This window comes from Flavobacterium buctense (genome assembly GCF_014486695.1).
Classification (GTDB): domain Bacteria; phylum Bacteroidota; class Bacteroidia; order Flavobacteriales; family Flavobacteriaceae; genus Flavobacterium; species Flavobacterium buctense.
In genome coordinates this window covers 1-16,030 of sequence record NZ_JACTAB010000006.1, presented here as the reverse complement: position 1 = coordinate 16,030, position 16,030 = coordinate 1, and the positions used below count along the sequence as shown (strand labels likewise).

Here is a 16,030-nt window from a genome sequence, read left to right as displayed (position 1 = left end):
AACCAAATATAAAACATATTTTTTAATTATGAAAACATATCTTTTACTTTTTCAAAAAAAGATTTATCGCTCTTTTCAGGTCTTGGAATAAAGTTTTCATCGGTTAATGATTTTTCAAAAAACTGGCGTTGTTCTTTATTCAAACTCTTTGGTGTCCAAACATTTACATGAACCAGCAAATCTCCGCTACCATAGCTATTCAGACTTGGAATTCCTTTACCTTTTAATCGTAAAATTTTACCGGATTGAATTCCTTCTTCTAATTTGATTCTTACCTTTCCGTTAACAGCTTCAATTTCTTTAGAAACTCCTAAAGCTGCTTCAGCAAAACTGATATATAAATCATAATGTAGGTTTTCGCCTTCTCGTTTCAAAAATTCGTGTTCTAATTCTTCTACAGCCACTATTAAATCACCTGCAATTCCATTTCCCGGTGCATCATTTCCTTTGCCGGAAACTTTTAATTGCATCCCATCAACCACACCGGCAGGAATTTTAATGGATACGGTTTCGTCTTCTAATATCATTCCGTGCGCATCGGCATTATTAGGTTTGCTTTCGATAGTTTGTCCGACACCACCACAAACGTGACAGGTGGTAGCCGATTGCATTCTACCCAAAATCGTATTGGTCACACGCAATACTTGTCCTTGCCCGTTACAGGTTAAACAAGTTTTATATTTTACGCCCGGTGCTTGCACTTTGCGTTTTACTTTTACTTTTTTCTCAACACCATTGGCAATTTCTTCCAAGGTCATTTTGACTTTAATACGAAGATTGCTTCCTTTAGCACGGCGTTGTCCGCCACCATTGCCACCGAAACCGCCAAATCCGCCACCGCCAAAAGCACCACCGAAAATATCGCCAAACTGACTAAAAATGTCATCCATGTTCATGTGATGTCCGCCACCATAACCACCTGCGCCGTCAAAGGCTGCGTGACCGTATTGATCATATTTGGCTTTTTTGTCAGGATCGCTCAAGACTTCATAAGCTTCTGCTGCCGTTTTAAAGTTTTCTTCTGCTTCTTTATTACCCGGATTTTTATCAGGGTGAAACTCGATGGCTTTCTTACGGTACGCTTTTTTTATTTCTTCAGCAGATGCGCTTTTGGAAACGCCTAATATTTCGTAAAAATCTTTTTTGCTCATACTCTTAATTATTGTCCGATTACCACTTTTGGAAAACGAATAATTTTGTCGCCCAATTTATATCCTTTTTCAACAACGTCTACGATTTTACCTTTCAAGTCATCAGTTGGTGCCGGAATTTGAGTAATGGCTTCTGCAAAATCTGCATCAAAATTATCTCCTGCTTTAATATCTACTTGCTCTAATCCTTTTGAAACCAGAGTGCTTTTCAATTTTTCGTGAATTAATTCCACTCCTTTCAGCAAAAGTTCGTCATCGCTTTTGGCAATTTGCACCATGGCTCTGTCAAAATCGTCTAAAACCGGCAACATGGCTTGCAATACTTCTTGATTGGCAGTTTTGAATAAATCGATGCGCTCTTTAGCAGTCCTTTTTTTGAAGTTTTCGAATTCGGCAAAAAGACGTAAAAATTTGTCCTTTTCTTTGGCTAATTCCTCTTCTAATTGTGCTTCAACACTCAGTTCTTCTGCCGTTTCAATTTCGTTAGCTACATTTTCTACTGCATTTTCTACTGGCTCTTTGTCCGTGTTATCCGTATTCATTTGTGATGTATTTTTAAAAAAATTCTTGATTTTCATTTTTGAGATTTACTCCGAACACTCGGAATGCAAAAGTACTGCCATTTCTTTTAAAATGTCAAATTGTCATTCTTTTTTTTGTGGATATTGACGTGAATTAGGTGAATTTATTTAACCAAAATTTAATATAATTTTAAGACTATTACGTTTTCGTTTTAATTAAATTTGTTTTCATGATTAAAAAAACACTATTCTAGGTTAGCTTAAAGCTGTAATAATTATTAATTCAACAATCTTTATAGTAAAAAAAAGTGCTGTTTATAAACAGCACTTTTTTATAGGTATAAATCAGCTATAGCTTTTTCAATATCGGGGAACTGGAATTGAAAACCTAAATCTAAAATCTTGTTTGCGCTAAGGTTTTTGCTTGAAAACAATAAATATGACATTTCGCCTAAAATCAATTTCATTACAAATTCGGGGATATTAGGTAACCAAAGTGATTTCTTTACTGTTTTTGCTATAGTTTTAGTAAGTACTTCATTGCTTATCGGATTTGGTGAGACGGCATTATAAACGCCATCTAACTGTTTTTCCAAAACGAAATTGTATAAGGCAACCAAGTCATCAATATGAATCCAAGATTGTATTTGTTTTCCGGAACCCATGACAGTTCCGAATCCTAATTTTACAGGTTTAACCATTTCGGGTAAAGCGCCGCCTTTATCAGATAAGACAATGCCGGTTCTTAATTTACAAACTTTTATACCTAACACTTGAAAAACATTGGCGCTGGCTTCCCACTTTTTAACCACATTGGAAAGAAAACTGTCTTCAGTTTCTTTGGTTGTTTCATCATAGACTTTGTCAATCCCATCAGGATATATAGCTGTTCCTGAAGCTGAAATAATTTGTTTAATCTGGTGATTCGGATGTTTTTTTACCAAATTAAAAAGTAATTCGGCTGAGAGTGTGCGGCTCTCTATTACTTCTTGTTTGTAGGCCGTGGTCCAACGCTTGGCGATATTGGCTCCGGCCAAATGAATAATAACATCAACGCCGAAAATACAATTCTCGTCAATTTTACCTTCTTGTGGATTCCAATAGAAACCTTGTGTATTGGGTTGGTTCTCAATTTTTGATTTATTTGTGGTCAAATAGTGAATGGTATGGCCTTTTGCTACTAACAGTTTCACCAATTCGCTACCAATTAAACCCGTTGCGCCTGTAATCAGGATTTTCATTTTAATAATTTTTATCAAAGTTACAATCGAAACATCATAAAAAAACCCTAATTATAAAGGGTTTAACTTTTGTTGATTACTTCAATTTAATGCTCCACTCAAAATTCATTTCTGAAACTTGTTCCCCTTTTTCATTTACACCAATAGATTTCATCCAAATGGTTTGTCCTTCACCAGTAGTAATGGTTCTTTCAATGGCTTCACTTATTAGATGTCCTTCGTTGCAAGTAAAAGTAATTCTACCGGTTGCCTTTTTAGTAAAATTGCCATTATTATTAGCCACCAACATAGATATTTTCTTTCCAGAGTTTTTAATTTGCATCATGACCAAAGCGCCTGTAGTCAGTTCGGCTGCCATGGCTTGCACTGCAAAATACATCGAATTAAACGGATTTTGATTAAACCAACGGTGCTTAACTGTAACTACACATTGCTCTTTCGAGATGGCTTTTACCCTAACACCAGACCAAAAAGCAGAAGGTAATTTGAAAAATAAAAAAGTATTCAATTTTGAAGGTGAAAATTCCATAAGTGCTTGATTTTGCTATAAAAATACAAAAAATATCAGAGTAACAGTTAATTATTTAAATGTTAATATTTTGTTAAATCTTAGTACTTTGTATTGCATAATACCTTTTTTTAGCCTTATCTTTGTATAAGAAATTAATAGCCTATCTATAGTATTATAAAAAAATCAAATTTAATCATCAACTAAAATCAAATAAAATGACAACTAACAACGAAAAAAATATTGCTACGTTCTTGCACTTAAGTGCTTTAACACAATATATAATTCCTTTTGGGAATTATATCTTTCCCATAATCATTTGGAGTGCCAAGAAAAATGAATCAGAATTTGTAGATGCCAACGGTAAAAATGTGTTGAATTTTCAATTGAGTATGTTCTTATATACTATTGTATTGTTCTTGATCGCTATTCCGATATTTATTTATTCGATTTTTAAAAATGTGCCTTTAAACGATATTAATTTCGATAGACACTATGTTATTGAAAATTTAAGTGCCGGAAATATAACCGGAATTACTATCCTAGGAATTATTGCTGTGCTATTATTCTTTTTCTTAAAAGTAATTGAATTTGTTTTAATCATTTATGCAGCCGTAAAAGCTTCAAATGGTGAAGCCTACAAATATCCTTTAAGCATACCGTTCTTTAAATAATCAACTAAAGAATTATCATCAATCAGAATTAAATCATCAATCAAAATCAATCATTAAATCAATCAAAGAGTTTCAATCATCATCCAAAGCCTTCATCAAGCAGCGGAAAAAATCAAAAAACAAATGTTAATCACAAAAAATTAAATCATGTATTATGAACATTGAAAACACAAAAGCCCAGATGCGTAAAGGTGTTTTAGAATTTTGTATCTTGTCTGTCCTAAAAGAGAAAGACGCGTATACCTCTGAAATATTAGACACTTTAAAAAACGCCAAATTGCTTGTAGTAGAGGGAACCGTTTATCCGCTATTGACAAGACTTAAAAACGACGGATTACTCAACTATCGTTGGGAAGAATCAACATCGGGACCACCAAGAAAATACTATGGTTTGACCGAATTAGGAAAAACATTTTTAACTGAATTGAACGGCACTTGGACCGAATTATCAGACGCCGTTAACATCATAACCAATCAAAAATAACAATCATGAACAAAACAGTAAATATTAATATAGGCGGTTTATTCTTTCATATCGATGAAGATGCATACCAAAAATTATCAAGATATTTTGATGCTATAAAACGTTCGCTTTCTAATTCTTCCGGTAAAGACGAAATCATGAAAGACATTGAAATGCGTGTGGCCGAGCTTTTAACCGAAAAACAAAAAACCGACAAACACGTAATCAATAATAAAGATGTTGACGAAGTAATCGTAGTTATGGGACAACCCGAAGACTATAGAATTGACGATGATTCTACAGAAACCAAATCTGAGCCATACTATAACATTCCTAACAGAAAAAAACTGTACAGAGACAAAGACAGAGGTTTGATAGGTGGTGTTTGTACCGGTTTAGGCCACTACTTTGGGGTTGATGCCGTTTGGATTAAAATCATTTTCTTGTTATTGGCTTTCACTAGTTTTGGTGTCATTGCTTATATCATCCTTTGGATTGCAACACCAAAAGCAGTTACCACATCTGAAAAATTAGAAATGACCGGAGAACCGGTTACCATCTCTAATATTGAAAAAAAAGTTAGAGAAGAGTTTGATAGTGTTTCAAACAAATTCAAAAACGCCAACTATGACGAAATGGGAAACCAAGTAAAGTCGGGTGCTGAAAGAGTAGCCAACGGTTTAGGTGATGTCATCATGAAAGTTTTTGGAGCATTCGCCAAAGTATTAGGGGCTATTATCTTAGTATTCTCAGCAATGAGTTTGGCAGGTTTGTTCATTGGTCTTTTCACTTTCGGTTCAACTTCTTTTATTGATGCTCCTTGGCAACGTTATGTTGACGCAGTGAACTATACTGATGTTCCGTTATGGGCATTTGGCTTATTGGCTTTCTTAGCTATAGGAATTCCATTGTTCTTCTTCTTATTGTTAGGATTGAAATTATTGGTGGCCAATATGAAATCTCTGGGCGCAGCCGCTAAATACAGTTTATTGGCTATTTGGATTTTCGCAGTAGTTGCTTTAGTTATTATTGGTGTGAAACAATCAACTGAATCTGCTTTTGAAGGCAAAACAGTTCAAAAAGAAGTGGTAAACATCCAACCAACTGATACTTTGCAAATCAAATTTGTGAGTAATGATTTCTTCTCTAAAAATGTATACGAGCATGAAGATTTTACTTTCACACAGGATTCTGCTAAAAATGAAGTTATTTATTCCAACCAAATCAGCTTTGAAATCAAAAGCACTGATAAAACGCAACCTTATCTTCAAATTGAAAAATTAGCCGACGGAAAATCTTTCAAAGAAGCCAATGAAAGAGCGGAAAAAATCAAATACGGTTTTAAAGTCGTAGGTAACCAATTGCTTTTAGACAACTACTTACTAACCGAAATGGCAAGTAAATACAGAGACCAACGTGTTGAATTGTATTTATACCTTCCAAAAGGAACTGTATTTGTAGCCGATGAAACCGTACAACATTTTGACGAATCCGATAATGATTTCTTTAATTTACACTACAGTTCAGGCAAGTACACTTATAAGGTAGAAGAAACTCAGGTGAAATGTTTGGATTGTCCAGCTGACGAAAACGACTATAATGATGTTGAAAACAACGTTCAAAGTGAAGAAATCAACATCATTGACGAAAATGACTCTACTGAAACCGTTACAGTAAAAATTAACGGCAAAGTGGTTACCGAAACCAAATCAGGAAAATCAGATAAAAAAAGTAAGCTGACAATAGGAAGCGATGGAGTAATCATTAAAACCGAGTAATCATGACAAAGCTTGTAATTTTCTTTTCAAAAGTGATAGCCGCTACATTGGTAGCCTTATCAATCACATCTTGTGATCACAACATTAATTTTGGTAAAACCATTAGCGGAAGCGGAAAGGTAATAACTGAAAAACGAAATCTGGCCAACTTTGATAAAGTGACTGTAAGCAGTGGTTTGGATTGTGAAGTAATTTATTCAGACCAATCAGAGGTAATTGTTGAAGCTGATGATAATTTAGTCAACGGAATTAAAACCAATGTAGAAAACGGTACTTTGGAAATTACCTCAGAATACAACAACTACAATAACGTAAAATCAAAAAAAATAATCGTTCGCATGCCTAAAATTGTCAGTCTGGAAAGTACAAGCGGCTCAACTTTAAAATCGGGAAACATCTTAAATAGTGAAGATATTACCCTAAAATCAAGCAGCGGAAGCTCCTTAGAAGTTGAAGTAGAAGCCGATAAAGTAACACTGGAAACTTCAAGCGGAAGTGAGCAAAAAATAACCGGAAAAGCATTAAAAGTTTTCACAGCTTCTTCCAGCGGAAGTCATCTTGATGCCAATGGCTTATTGGCCAATGAAGTCAAAGCACAATCTTCAAGTGGGAGTTCTACAACTGTAAGTGCAGCATTATTATTAGATGCAAAAGCTTCAAGCGGAAGTTCCATAACCTATTTAAATAGTCCTAAAGAAGTCCGAAAAGAAGAAAGTTCCGGCGGAAGCGTCTCTAAAGATTAAGTTAATAAAACATCTCAATGAAAATTGGGATGTTTTTTTTTCTACTTTTGACAATCGAGTCTAATTATAAACACAAGACGAACAGGACAAAGTAAAAACCAAACTACCAACCTTTATGAAACAAGTAATACTATTTAGTTTTCTTTTGCTCGCCAGCGTTTCTTTTGCCCAAAAAAAAGAAAAAGTAAAAGGATCTAAAATTGTCAAATTAGAGCAAAAAGAAATTGGCAGTTTTGAGAGTTTGGAAGTCGAAGACAATCTGGAAGTCTTTTTAGTAAAAGGAAATGAATGCGCGCTCGAAATAGAAGCTGATGATAATTTAATTGAATTTGTTGACTATAAATTGACTGGCAATACCCTCCGAATTTCAACTACCAAAGACATTTCAAGCTATAAAAAATTAAGCGTTCGCGTAACTTATACCGATAAATTCAATATGGTTATCACCAAAGATGAAACCAATGTAACAGCTTTATCTGATGTAGTTTTAGACAATGTAACCTTTAAAACTTATGATTATTCCAAATTATTTCTAAATGCCAACACCAAGAGTTTTACTTTAATGGCCAACGATAAATCAAAAGTAGAATTGAATTTAAAATCGGTAAAAACAGCCATTGATTTGAGTAAAAGTGCTTATGTAAAAGCACTAATTTCTTCCAGTGAAATGAGGTTCGATTTATACCAAAAATCATCTGCAGAAGTAGAAGGCGATGTCATCGAACTAAAATTACGCTTAGAAAACAACACCGATTTTATTGGCAGAAAACTAACCGCCAAAAACGCTTCTCTGGAAACCGCTGGTTATTCTAAAAGCAGTATAAACGTTAGTAATATTGCGACAGTAGATGCATCAGGAAATTGCGAAATACAATTATATGGTGAACCACTGAAAATTGAAATGAAACGCTTCGCGGACAGTGCCGAGTTGAGAAAAAAACCTACTACAAAATAAACCAATCACCCATTTAGGAAATGATAGAAACAAAAAAAGCCTCCATTACTGGAGGCTTTTGCTTTCTGGGTGAAAGACGGGTCTCGAACCCGCGACCTTCGGAACCACAATCCGACGCTCTAACCAACTGAGCTACAATCACCATTTGTTTATGCGAGTGCAAATATACTGCAAAAGTTAACTTTTACAAAAAATCTTTTTACTTTTTTATTTCAAATCGGATAAGCTATTGACTGCCACATACCTTTCAACAGTGAAACCTTCCGCATAGTCTACTCCTACCAATCTACCGAAATCTTGTGTACGATAATGAATACTTTCCAAAAAGTTTTTGGTCGCAATAGGCGTTACCGGTTCGTTGGAGTTTTCCGAATAAAACTGAGAGCTGTAGGCCAAAATAGAAGCTTCTTTTTTAGCAATAAAATCCGAAATATCAACCACAAAATCAGGTTCTATATTTTTCCATTGGATGTAATGATAAACTACTTTTGGTCGCCACGCTTCTTGTGAAATACCTTCATGCGAGGTTTCAATCTTTCTCAAACCTGACAAAAAGCAAGCATCCGAAACCAATTTACTGCCTTTACCGTGGTCAATGTGTCGGTCTTCAATAGCGTTACAAATCACTATCTCCGGACGGTATTTTCTCAATCGTTTGATGATTTCCATCTGATGGGCTTCGTCATTGACAAAAAAACCATCGCGCATATCCAAGTTTTCACGAATGGTAATTCCAAGAATTTCAGCTGCCAATTGGGATTCGCTATTTCTGATTTCCACCGAACCACGTGTGCCAAGCTCACCTCGAGTCAAATCAACAATGCCTACTTTTTTCCCAAGAGAAACTTCTTTGGCAATGGTGCCGCTACAACCTAATTCCACATCATCAGGATGCGCTCCGAAAGCTAAAATATCTAGTTTCATAGTATTCCTTTTATTAATTGTCAAAATTATCAATTATCTATTTACAAAACCTTTTTCATCGTAATCGATTTATTCCCTGTTTCGGTAAATTCATCTGCCGGAACACTGTCTTTTGTAATACCACATCCGATAAAAAGTTGTGCCATATCGCCTACAATCTTCATACAACGCAAATTCACAAACAAATCGGTTTGCTCAGTTCGGAACGTAGCAAAGTCGATATTCAATTCGCCTAAAAATCCAGAGTAATATTCTCTGTCATAGTTTTCATTTTTTAAAATAAATGCTTTCGCCGATTCCTTTGGCAAACCACAAACAGCCGAGGTAGGATGCAAAGTCTTAATGATTTCACCTTTGGCCTTTTTAGATTTTACAATTGCCGTAATATCGGTTTTTATGTGCCAAAGATTGCCTGCTTTTATTGAATACGGACTGGAAACCGTCATTTCACTGACCTTACTTTGCAAACCCGTAGTAATAAACTCGGTAACCAAACGCTGTTCTTCAATTTCTTTTTCCGACCAACTCACATTTTCTGCAGTAGTTGCAATTTGAGTTCCTGCCAAAGCAACTGTTTGTAAGGCTCTTTGATTAATTTTTAGAAATTGTTCCGGCGTTGCGCCCATCCACATGCCTATTTTCGGATGAAAGAAACAATACTTAAAAGCCGTCGGGTAAAAAGAAATTAACTTTTTGAAAACTGTTTCTATGTCAAATTGTCTCAAAAGCACCTCTTCCTTTCTGGATAACACTACTTTTTTAAAAGTGCCTTTATTAATAGCTTCAACGCCTCTTTTAACCAAATTTTCAAAGATAATTTTAGCAGTTTCATCAATCTCAGGCAAAACCTCTTTGGCTATAAAATAATCCGTCTCTACAATCGTTTCCACATAAACATCGGATTGCTTTTGAGGAATATAAGGCATCAAATCGCCGTCAAAAGGCGCAAAAACAAACCCTTTCATGGCAAAATCTTCCAGAAAATACAAATGGTCGTTCTTTTGGAACAAGCCTATCATTTTATCCGAATTGGGTTTCGCATACAACACAAAAGGCAATTGCTGCTCTTGATGTGTTCTGACTTTGATGAATAAATCGGTCATTATCTACGAGGTAAAATCATGTTGGTCAACTTACAAAGCGAAATGAGTTTGTCGTTCTCATCGGTGATTTTTATTTCCCAAAGGTGAATGCTTCGGCCTTGGTGAATGATTCTGGCAGTGCAATATACCGTTCCTTCACGTTTGCTTTTCAAATGATTGGCAGAAATTTCAATCCCGCGTACTTCTTGCTTTTCCGTATTAATAAACATTAACGAAGCCGCACTTCCGACACTTTCAGCTAAAGCCACAGTAGCACCGCCGTGCAACAAGCCCATCGGTTGGTGCACTCTGGAATTGACCGGCATTTTGGCCGTTAAAAAACCTTCACCGGCGTCAATATATTCTATCTCTAAAGTTTGCATCAAAGTGTTGTTACACCATTCATTGCATAATTGGAGTATTTTTTCTTTATCAAAGGACATAGCTTTTTTTTGTAAAATTACTACTTATTTCCCACAAGGAAAAAGCTGCTAAAATGAAAATACTAAAAATGTCTTTTTATCGTTATTTGTGAAGACGATTTTTAAATTTTCAAATGGTCTTATTTTCAAATTAAACTTTAATACTTACATTTACCAAAATTCATTCTACATGCGTAATATCATTATCCTTTTTATTGTTGGTTTAGCCATTTCCGTAAGTTCTTGTCGGGAAGACTTTCAATTTGAAGCCAGTACCGGCGATTTGACTTTCTCCAAAGACACGGTTTATTTAGATACGGTTTTCACCAATATCGGATCGAGTACATATACTTTGAAAGTCTACAATAAAAGCGATAAAGACATCAAAATTCCAACCATCCAATTGGGTAAAGGACAGGATTCAAAATACCGCATGACCGTTGACGGAATGGTTGGCGAAAACAATCGTGTCTTTCACGATGTGGAATTGTTGGCCAAAGACAGTATGTATATTTTTATTGAAGTTACAACTGATGTAGCTTCGGCCAATCCGACTGATTTTTTATATACCGACCAAATTCAGTTTGACAGCGGTGATAATTTCCAAAAAGTAGAATTGGTTACTCTCATTCAAGATGCTTACTTTTTATATCCAAAACGCTTTAGTGACGGCACAACCGAAACACTCAACATAGATGGAATTGAGGAACCGGTTTATGGTTTTTTTCTTGACGAAAATGACCCTGTGAATGGCAATGAGTACAACTGGAATAATGATAAACCATACGTCGTCTATGGTTTTGCGGCAGTGCCTAATGGTAAGACACTTACAGTTCAGCCCGGAGCGAAAATACATTTCCATGCCGAGTCAGGTTTAATTGTTGGTAATGGTGGTTCGTTTAAAGCGGTTGGAACTATAGAAAACAATATTATTTTTGAAGGTGACCGATTAGAACCTGATTTTTCAGACGTTCCCGGACAATGGGAAACCATATGGTTGACTGCCGGAAGCACCGGAAATGAAATTGAAAATGTCATTATTAAAAACGCGATTGTCGGACTCAATATTGACAGTAACGACGGCAACTTTATGACCATTAAAAATACACAAATTTATAACTCGTCATTAGCCGGTATCTATGCCAAAACCGCTAAAATTCAAGGAGAAAATATCGTGGTGAATTATGGCGGTGTGGCTGCTTTAGCTTGTACCCTTGGCGGAAGTTATGATTTCAAACACTGTACGTTTAACAATAATTGGTCGAGTTCGCGACAAGTAGCCGTTTTGTTGAATAATTATTATGAAGATGAAAATGGCAGTAATGTAGCTTTTGATTTAACCCAAGCCGATTTTAAAAACTGTATCATTTACGGAAGCAATACCTATGAATTAAAATTAGACCCGGATACTACTGAAGATTTCAACTATTCGTTTACCAAATGTTTGATAAAATTCGGCTCCACTACAGACGCACTTTACAGTTGGATTTATGACAATCCCCTAATCAAAAGAAACGAAGACCCTAAATTCTTAAACATTCAAAACAACCAATTAAACATCGACGAAGACTCTGCAGCGAGAGACTTTGGCGATAATGTTGGTGTTGCTAATGATATTTTAGGAAATCCAAGAAATGCTCCTTACGATGCCGGTGCTTATAATTGGACTACTTTTGAAGATTAATTTGTTGAAAAACCTTTTTTCATATTCGCATTTTTTAGCCTAAATTTGCACCTACAACAACAACACAAAAACACAATGATTCATTTTTTCGGAAACGAAAGTACTACCGTTTTTGCCGTGCAAACGCAAAACGAACTTTCGGCAGAAACCATCTCAAAATTAAACTGGCTTTTTGACAACGCACATCAAATAGAAAAATCCGTCCTGACGGATTTTTTTGTTGGTCCACGTGCTGCTATGGTAACACCTTGGAGTACCAATGCTGTTGAAATCACCCAAAACATGGGCATCGAAGGCATCATCCGAATCGAGGAATTCGAAAAAGTGTCGGTTGATTTCAATGATTTCGATCCAATGCTTTCTCAAAAGTACAGCGAGTTAACCCAAGATATTTTCACCATCAATATCAAACCGGAACCTATTCTGGAAATTGATGATATTGCCGCTTATAACCAACAAGAAGGTTTAGCGTTAAGTTCAGAAGAAGTCGATTATTTAAATGGTGTTGCCCAAAAAATTGGTCGCAAATTAACCGATTCAGAAGTATTCGGTTTTTCTCAAGCCAACTCAGAACATTGTCGTCATAAAATCTTCAACGGCACTTTTGTGATTGATGGCGAGGAAAAAGAAACATCTTTATTCAAACTCATCAAAAAAACATCCGCCGAAAATCCAAACGATATAATTTCTGCATACAAAGATAACGTGGCTTTTGTCAAAGGACCAAGAGTTACCCAATTCGCGCCAAAAAGTGCCGACAAACCTGATTTTTACGAAACCAAAGAATTTGATTCAGTGATTTCATTAAAAGCAGAAACCCACAATTTCCCAACCACAGTTGAACCATTTAATGGCGCTGCAACCGGTTCGGGGGGAGAAATTCGCGATAGATTAGCCGGTGGACAAGGTTCGTTACCGTTAGCCGGAACAGCGGTTTATATGACCGCATATTCTCGTTTAAAGGAGAACAGAACTTGGGAAAATGGCATGACCGAGAGACAATGGTTGTACCAAACTCCTATGGATATTTTAATCAAAGCGTCAAACGGTGCTTCTGATTTTGGAAATAAATTTGGGCAACCGTTAATCACGGGTTCAATCTTAACTTTTGAACACCAAGAAGCATCGGAATTTGAGGATGAACCAAATACAAACAGAAAGCTAGGTTACGACAAAGTAATCATGCAAGCCGGTGGCATTGGCTACGGAAAATTAGACCAATCCATCAAAAAGAAACCGAGTGCCGGAGATAAAATTGTTATCCTTGGCGGAGAAAATTATAGAATTGGTATGGGTGGCGCTGCAGTTTCTTCTGCAGATACCGGCGCTTTTGGTTCGGGAATCGAATTAAATGCCATCCAACGTTCCAACCCTGAAATGCAAAAACGTGCTGCCAATGCCATTCGCGGTTTGGTAGAAAGCGATAACAATCCGATTGTTTCTATTCACGATCACGGCGCGGGCGGACATCTAAATTGTCTTTCCGAATTGGTAGAAGAAACCGGTGGTTTGATTGATTTAGACAAATTGCCTGTTGGTGACCCAACGCTTTCTGCTAAAGAAATTATTGGCAACGAATCTCAAGAAAGAATGGGATTGGTGATTGGTCAAAAAGATATAGAGACTTTACAACGCATAGCAGAAAGAGAACGTTCTCCGATGTATCAGGTCGGTGATGTAACCAACAACCAACGTTTTACCTTTGAAAGCAAAACCACCGGTGCCAAACCAATGGATTTTGCTTTGGAAGACATGTTCGGTAGCTCACCAAAAACCATTATGGCGGACAAAACCATCCACATTAATTACTCCGATTTAGAGTATAGCAGCGATTATATCCAAGATTATTTAAGAGATGTTTTGAAATTAGAAGCTGTGGCTTGTAAAGACTGGCTAACCAATAAAGTCGACCGTTGTGTAGGCGGAAAAGTAGCCAAACAGCAATGTGCCGGACCATTACAATTGCCATTAAATAATGTAGGGGTTATGGCTTTGGATTTCAACGGAAAAGAAGGCATCGCAACATCCATAGGTCACGCTCCTATTTCAGCCTTAATCGACCCGAAAGCCGGAAGCAGAAATGCCATTGCCGAAGCATTATCCAATATTGTTTTTGCACCGTTAAAAGAGAATTTGAAAAGCGTTTCCTTGTCAGCCAACTGGATGTGGGCTTGTAAAAATGAAGGTGAAGATGCCCGTTTGTACGAAGCGGTTCAAGCTTGTTCTGATTTTGCTATCGAATTAGGCATCAACATTCCCACCGGAAAAGATTCGCTTTCAATGAAACAGAAATACCCGAATGACGAAGTGATTGCACCGGGAACGGTAATTATTTCGGCAGCCGGAAATTGTTCTAATATTACTAAAGTCGTTGAGCCTGTTTTACAAAGAAACGGTGGTTCTATTTATTATATCAATTTGTCGCAAGATGGGTTTAAATTGGGTGGAAGTTCATTGGCCCAAACCCAAAATAAAATTGGTTCGGAAACACCAACCATTAAAGATGCCGCTTTCTTCAAAAAAGCCTTCAATACTATTCAAGATTTAATCAAAGACCGACATATCCTTGCCGGACATGACATCGGAAGTGGTGGTTTGATTACTACTTTGTTGGAAATGTGTTTTGCCGATAATCATTTAGGGGCCAAAATCGATTTCTCTTCATTCGAAGAAAATGATTTGGTTAAAATCCTATTCGCTGAAAATATTGGTTTAGTACTTCAAGCGAAAGACGATGCCATATTCGAAAAAGCTTTAGCCGGAATCGAGTTCTTCAAAATTGGAAAAGCTGTATCATCAGCTACATTAGACTTTGGACATTTGACATTTGACATTCCGACTTTAAGAGACGTTTGGTTTGAAACTTCTTATTTGTTAGATCAAAAACAATCTAAAAACAATAAGGCTAGAGAACGCTTTAACAACTATAGCCATCAAGCATTACAATACCAATTTCCAAGTCATTTTACAGGTTTAAAACCGGTAATAGACCATAGCAAACCACGCCCAAAAGCAGCCATCATACGCGAAAAAGGAAGTAATTCCGAGCGTGAAATGGCGAATGCTATGTACTTGGCCGGATTTGATGTCAAAGATGTTCACATGACCGATTTGATTTCGGGAAGAGAAAACTTAGAAGACATACAGTTCATTGGAGCCGTGGGTGGTTTCTCTAATTCCGATGTTTTGGGGTCAGCTAAAGGTTGGGCCGGAGCCTTTTTATACAATGAAAAAGCCAACACTGCTTTAAAGAATTTCCTAAAACGCGAAGACACTTTATCAGTAGGAATCTGCAACGGTTGTCAATTGTTCATGGAATTGGAAGTCATCAATCCGGAACACGAAGTGCACGGTAAAATGAAACACAATGATTCGCACAAACACGAGAGTATCTTTACTTCGGTTAAAGTACAAGAAAACCATTCAGTAATGCTTAAAACTTTAGCAGGAACTACACTAGGTGTTTGGGTTTCTCATGGTGAAGGAAAGTTTAATTTACCTTATGAAGAAAGTCAGTATAATATCGTAGCCAAATACGCTTACGAAGGCTATCCTGCCAATCCAAACGGTTCTGATTACAACACCGCAATGATGTGTGACAAAACCGGAAGACATTTAGTAATGATGCCACACATTGAACGTTCTACTTTCCCTTGGAACTGGGCGCATTATCCCAGCGATAAAAAAGATGAAGTTACACCATGGATTGAAGCTTTTGTCAATGCCAGAGAATGGATTGAAAACAGATAATGTATGTCATGCTGAGCTTGTCGAAGTACAATATACAAACATTAAACCCGCTCAATTGAGTGGGTTTTTTATTTGGGCGTGTCTCGTTAAAAAAAAACGAGACCGGGCTGTCCTGGTTACACGGTAACCTCTCT

14 protein-coding genes and 1 tRNA gene are annotated in these 16,030 nt (G+C 36.5%); 7 read left to right on the top strand and 8 right to left on the bottom strand.

All coding sequences use genetic code 11. The annotated features are described in order from the left end of the window. Positions 1-26: 26 nt before the first annotated feature. The 4 genes from dnaJ to ICG50_RS09925 form a co-directional block, all read right to left on the bottom strand. Complete coding sequence (gene dnaJ / locus ICG50_RS09940; protein WP_187660763.1) at positions 27-1,151, bottom strand: molecular chaperone DnaJ; 1,125 nt, start codon at positions 1,149-1,151, stop codon at positions 27-29. Positions 1,152-1,159: 8 nt separating this feature from the next. Next, positions 1,160-1,729: a nucleotide exchange factor GrpE gene (locus ICG50_RS09935; RefSeq protein ID WP_187660762.1), complete on the bottom strand. Its 570-nt coding sequence runs from the start codon at positions 1,727-1,729 to the stop codon at positions 1,160-1,162. 275 nt (positions 1,730-2,004) lie between these two features. Then, positions 2,005-2,913 carry a TIGR01777 family oxidoreductase gene (locus ICG50_RS09930; protein ID WP_187660761.1) on the bottom strand — a complete coding sequence of 303 codons (909 nt, stop codon included), beginning with the start codon at positions 2,911-2,913 and terminating at the stop codon, positions 2,005-2,007. Positions 2,914-2,989: 76 nt separating this feature from the next. Next, positions 2,990-3,442: a DUF4442 domain-containing protein gene (locus ICG50_RS09925; protein WP_187660760.1), complete on the bottom strand. Its 453-nt coding sequence runs from the start codon at positions 3,440-3,442 to the stop codon at positions 2,990-2,992. Between the two features lie 197 nt (positions 3,443-3,639). Here ICG50_RS09925 and ICG50_RS09920 point away from each other — a divergent pair, with 197 nt between their 5' ends. From ICG50_RS09920 to ICG50_RS09900, 5 genes are all read left to right on the top strand, one after another. Continuing rightward, complete coding sequence (locus ICG50_RS09920; RefSeq protein ID WP_187660759.1) at positions 3,640-4,095, top strand: DUF4870 domain-containing protein; 456 nt, start codon at positions 3,640-3,642, stop codon at positions 4,093-4,095. A 154-nt stretch (positions 4,096-4,249) separates the two neighbouring features. After that, positions 4,250-4,579, top strand: coding sequence for a PadR family transcriptional regulator (locus tag ICG50_RS09915; protein ID WP_121314380.1), 330 nt, complete (start codon positions 4,250-4,252; stop codon positions 4,577-4,579). A gap of 5 nt (positions 4,580-4,584) precedes the next feature. Further along, positions 4,585-6,336 carry a PspC domain-containing protein gene (locus ICG50_RS09910; protein ID WP_187660758.1) on the top strand — a complete coding sequence of 584 codons (1,752 nt, stop codon included), beginning with the start codon at positions 4,585-4,587 and terminating at the stop codon, positions 6,334-6,336. Between the two features lie 2 nt (positions 6,337-6,338). After that, positions 6,339-7,079, top strand: coding sequence for a head GIN domain-containing protein (locus ICG50_RS09905; RefSeq protein WP_187660757.1), 741 nt, complete (start codon positions 6,339-6,341; stop codon positions 7,077-7,079). 115 nt (positions 7,080-7,194) lie between these two features. After that, positions 7,195-8,034, top strand: a complete 840-nt coding sequence (locus ICG50_RS09900; protein WP_187660756.1) for a GIN domain-containing protein — start codon at positions 7,195-7,197, stop codon at positions 8,032-8,034. Between the two features lie 67 nt (positions 8,035-8,101). On the opposite strand, the gene ICG50_RS09895 is transcribed toward ICG50_RS09900, so the two are convergent. The 4 genes from ICG50_RS09895 to ICG50_RS09880 all read right to left on the bottom strand — a co-directional run bounded on the left by ICG50_RS09895 (position 8,102) and on the right by ICG50_RS09880 (position 10,483). Then, positions 8,102-8,177, bottom strand: a tRNA-His gene (locus tag ICG50_RS09895). Positions 8,178-8,241: 64 nt separating this feature from the next. Then, a complete protein-coding gene (gene bshB1 / locus ICG50_RS09890) occupies positions 8,242-8,958 on the bottom strand; it encodes a bacillithiol biosynthesis deacetylase BshB1 (RefSeq protein ID WP_187660755.1) in 717 nt (238 codons plus the stop codon). Between the two features lie 41 nt (positions 8,959-8,999). Further along, the gene (locus ICG50_RS09885) at positions 9,000-10,061 is read right to left on the bottom strand and encodes a chorismate-binding protein (protein WP_187660754.1); all 1,062 of its coding nucleotides are present in this window, start codon (positions 10,059-10,061) and stop codon (positions 9,000-9,002) included. Continuing rightward, positions 10,061-10,483 carry a PaaI family thioesterase gene (locus ICG50_RS09880; RefSeq protein ID WP_187660753.1) on the bottom strand — a complete coding sequence of 141 codons (423 nt, stop codon included), beginning with the start codon at positions 10,481-10,483 and terminating at the stop codon, positions 10,061-10,063. Before ICG50_RS09880 ends, ICG50_RS09885 begins: the two co-directional genes overlap by 1 nt. A 169-nt stretch (positions 10,484-10,652) precedes the next feature. Between ICG50_RS09880 and ICG50_RS09875 the strand changes: the two genes are divergently transcribed. Then, on the top strand, positions 10,653-12,146 hold the full coding sequence (locus tag ICG50_RS09875; RefSeq protein WP_187660752.1) for a hypothetical protein: 1,494 nt from the start codon (positions 10,653-10,655) through the stop codon (positions 12,144-12,146). 75 nt (positions 12,147-12,221) lie between these two features. After that, positions 12,222-15,896: a phosphoribosylformylglycinamidine synthase gene (purL, locus tag ICG50_RS09870; protein ID WP_187660751.1), complete on the top strand. Its 3,675-nt coding sequence runs from the start codon at positions 12,222-12,224 to the stop codon at positions 15,894-15,896. Positions 15,897-16,030 lie beyond the last annotated feature (134 nt).

Coding starts and splice junctions, on each gene's coding strand:
- ICG50_RS09935 (WP_187660762.1), bottom strand. CDS start 1,729: ATGAAAATCAAGAATTTTTTTAAAAATACATCACAAATGAATACGGAT.
- ICG50_RS09925 (WP_187660760.1), bottom strand. CDS start 3,442: ATGGAATTTTCACCTTCAAAATTGAATACTTTTTTATTTTTCAAATTA.
- ICG50_RS09920 (WP_187660759.1), top strand. CDS start 3,640: ATGACAACTAACAACGAAAAAAATATTGCTACGTTCTTGCACTTAAGT.
- ICG50_RS09875 (WP_187660752.1), top strand. CDS start 10,653: ATGCGTAATATCATTATCCTTTTTATTGTTGGTTTAGCCATTTCCGTA.
- purL (WP_187660751.1), top strand. CDS start 12,222: ATGATTCATTTTTTCGGAAACGAAAGTACTACCGTTTTTGCCGTGCAA.
- ICG50_RS09915 (WP_121314380.1), top strand. CDS start 4,250: ATGAACATTGAAAACACAAAAGCCCAGATGCGTAAAGGTGTTTTAGAA.
- ICG50_RS09880 (WP_187660753.1), bottom strand. CDS start 10,483: ATGTCCTTTGATAAAGAAAAAATACTCCAATTATGCAATGAATGGTGT.
- ICG50_RS09900 (WP_187660756.1), top strand. CDS start 7,195: ATGAAACAAGTAATACTATTTAGTTTTCTTTTGCTCGCCAGCGTTTCT.
- ICG50_RS09905 (WP_187660757.1), top strand. CDS start 6,339: ATGACAAAGCTTGTAATTTTCTTTTCAAAAGTGATAGCCGCTACATTG.
- ICG50_RS09910 (WP_187660758.1), top strand. CDS start 4,585: ATGAACAAAACAGTAAATATTAATATAGGCGGTTTATTCTTTCATATC.
- dnaJ (WP_187660763.1), bottom strand. CDS start 1,151: ATGAGCAAAAAAGATTTTTACGAAATATTAGGCGTTTCCAAAAGCGCA.
- ICG50_RS09930 (WP_187660761.1), bottom strand. CDS start 2,913: ATGAAAATCCTGATTACAGGCGCAACGGGTTTAATTGGTAGCGAATTG.
- bshB1 (WP_187660755.1), bottom strand. CDS start 8,958: ATGAAACTAGATATTTTAGCTTTCGGAGCGCATCCTGATGATGTGGAA.
- ICG50_RS09885 (WP_187660754.1), bottom strand. CDS start 10,061: ATGACCGATTTATTCATCAAAGTCAGAACACATCAAGAGCAGCAATTG.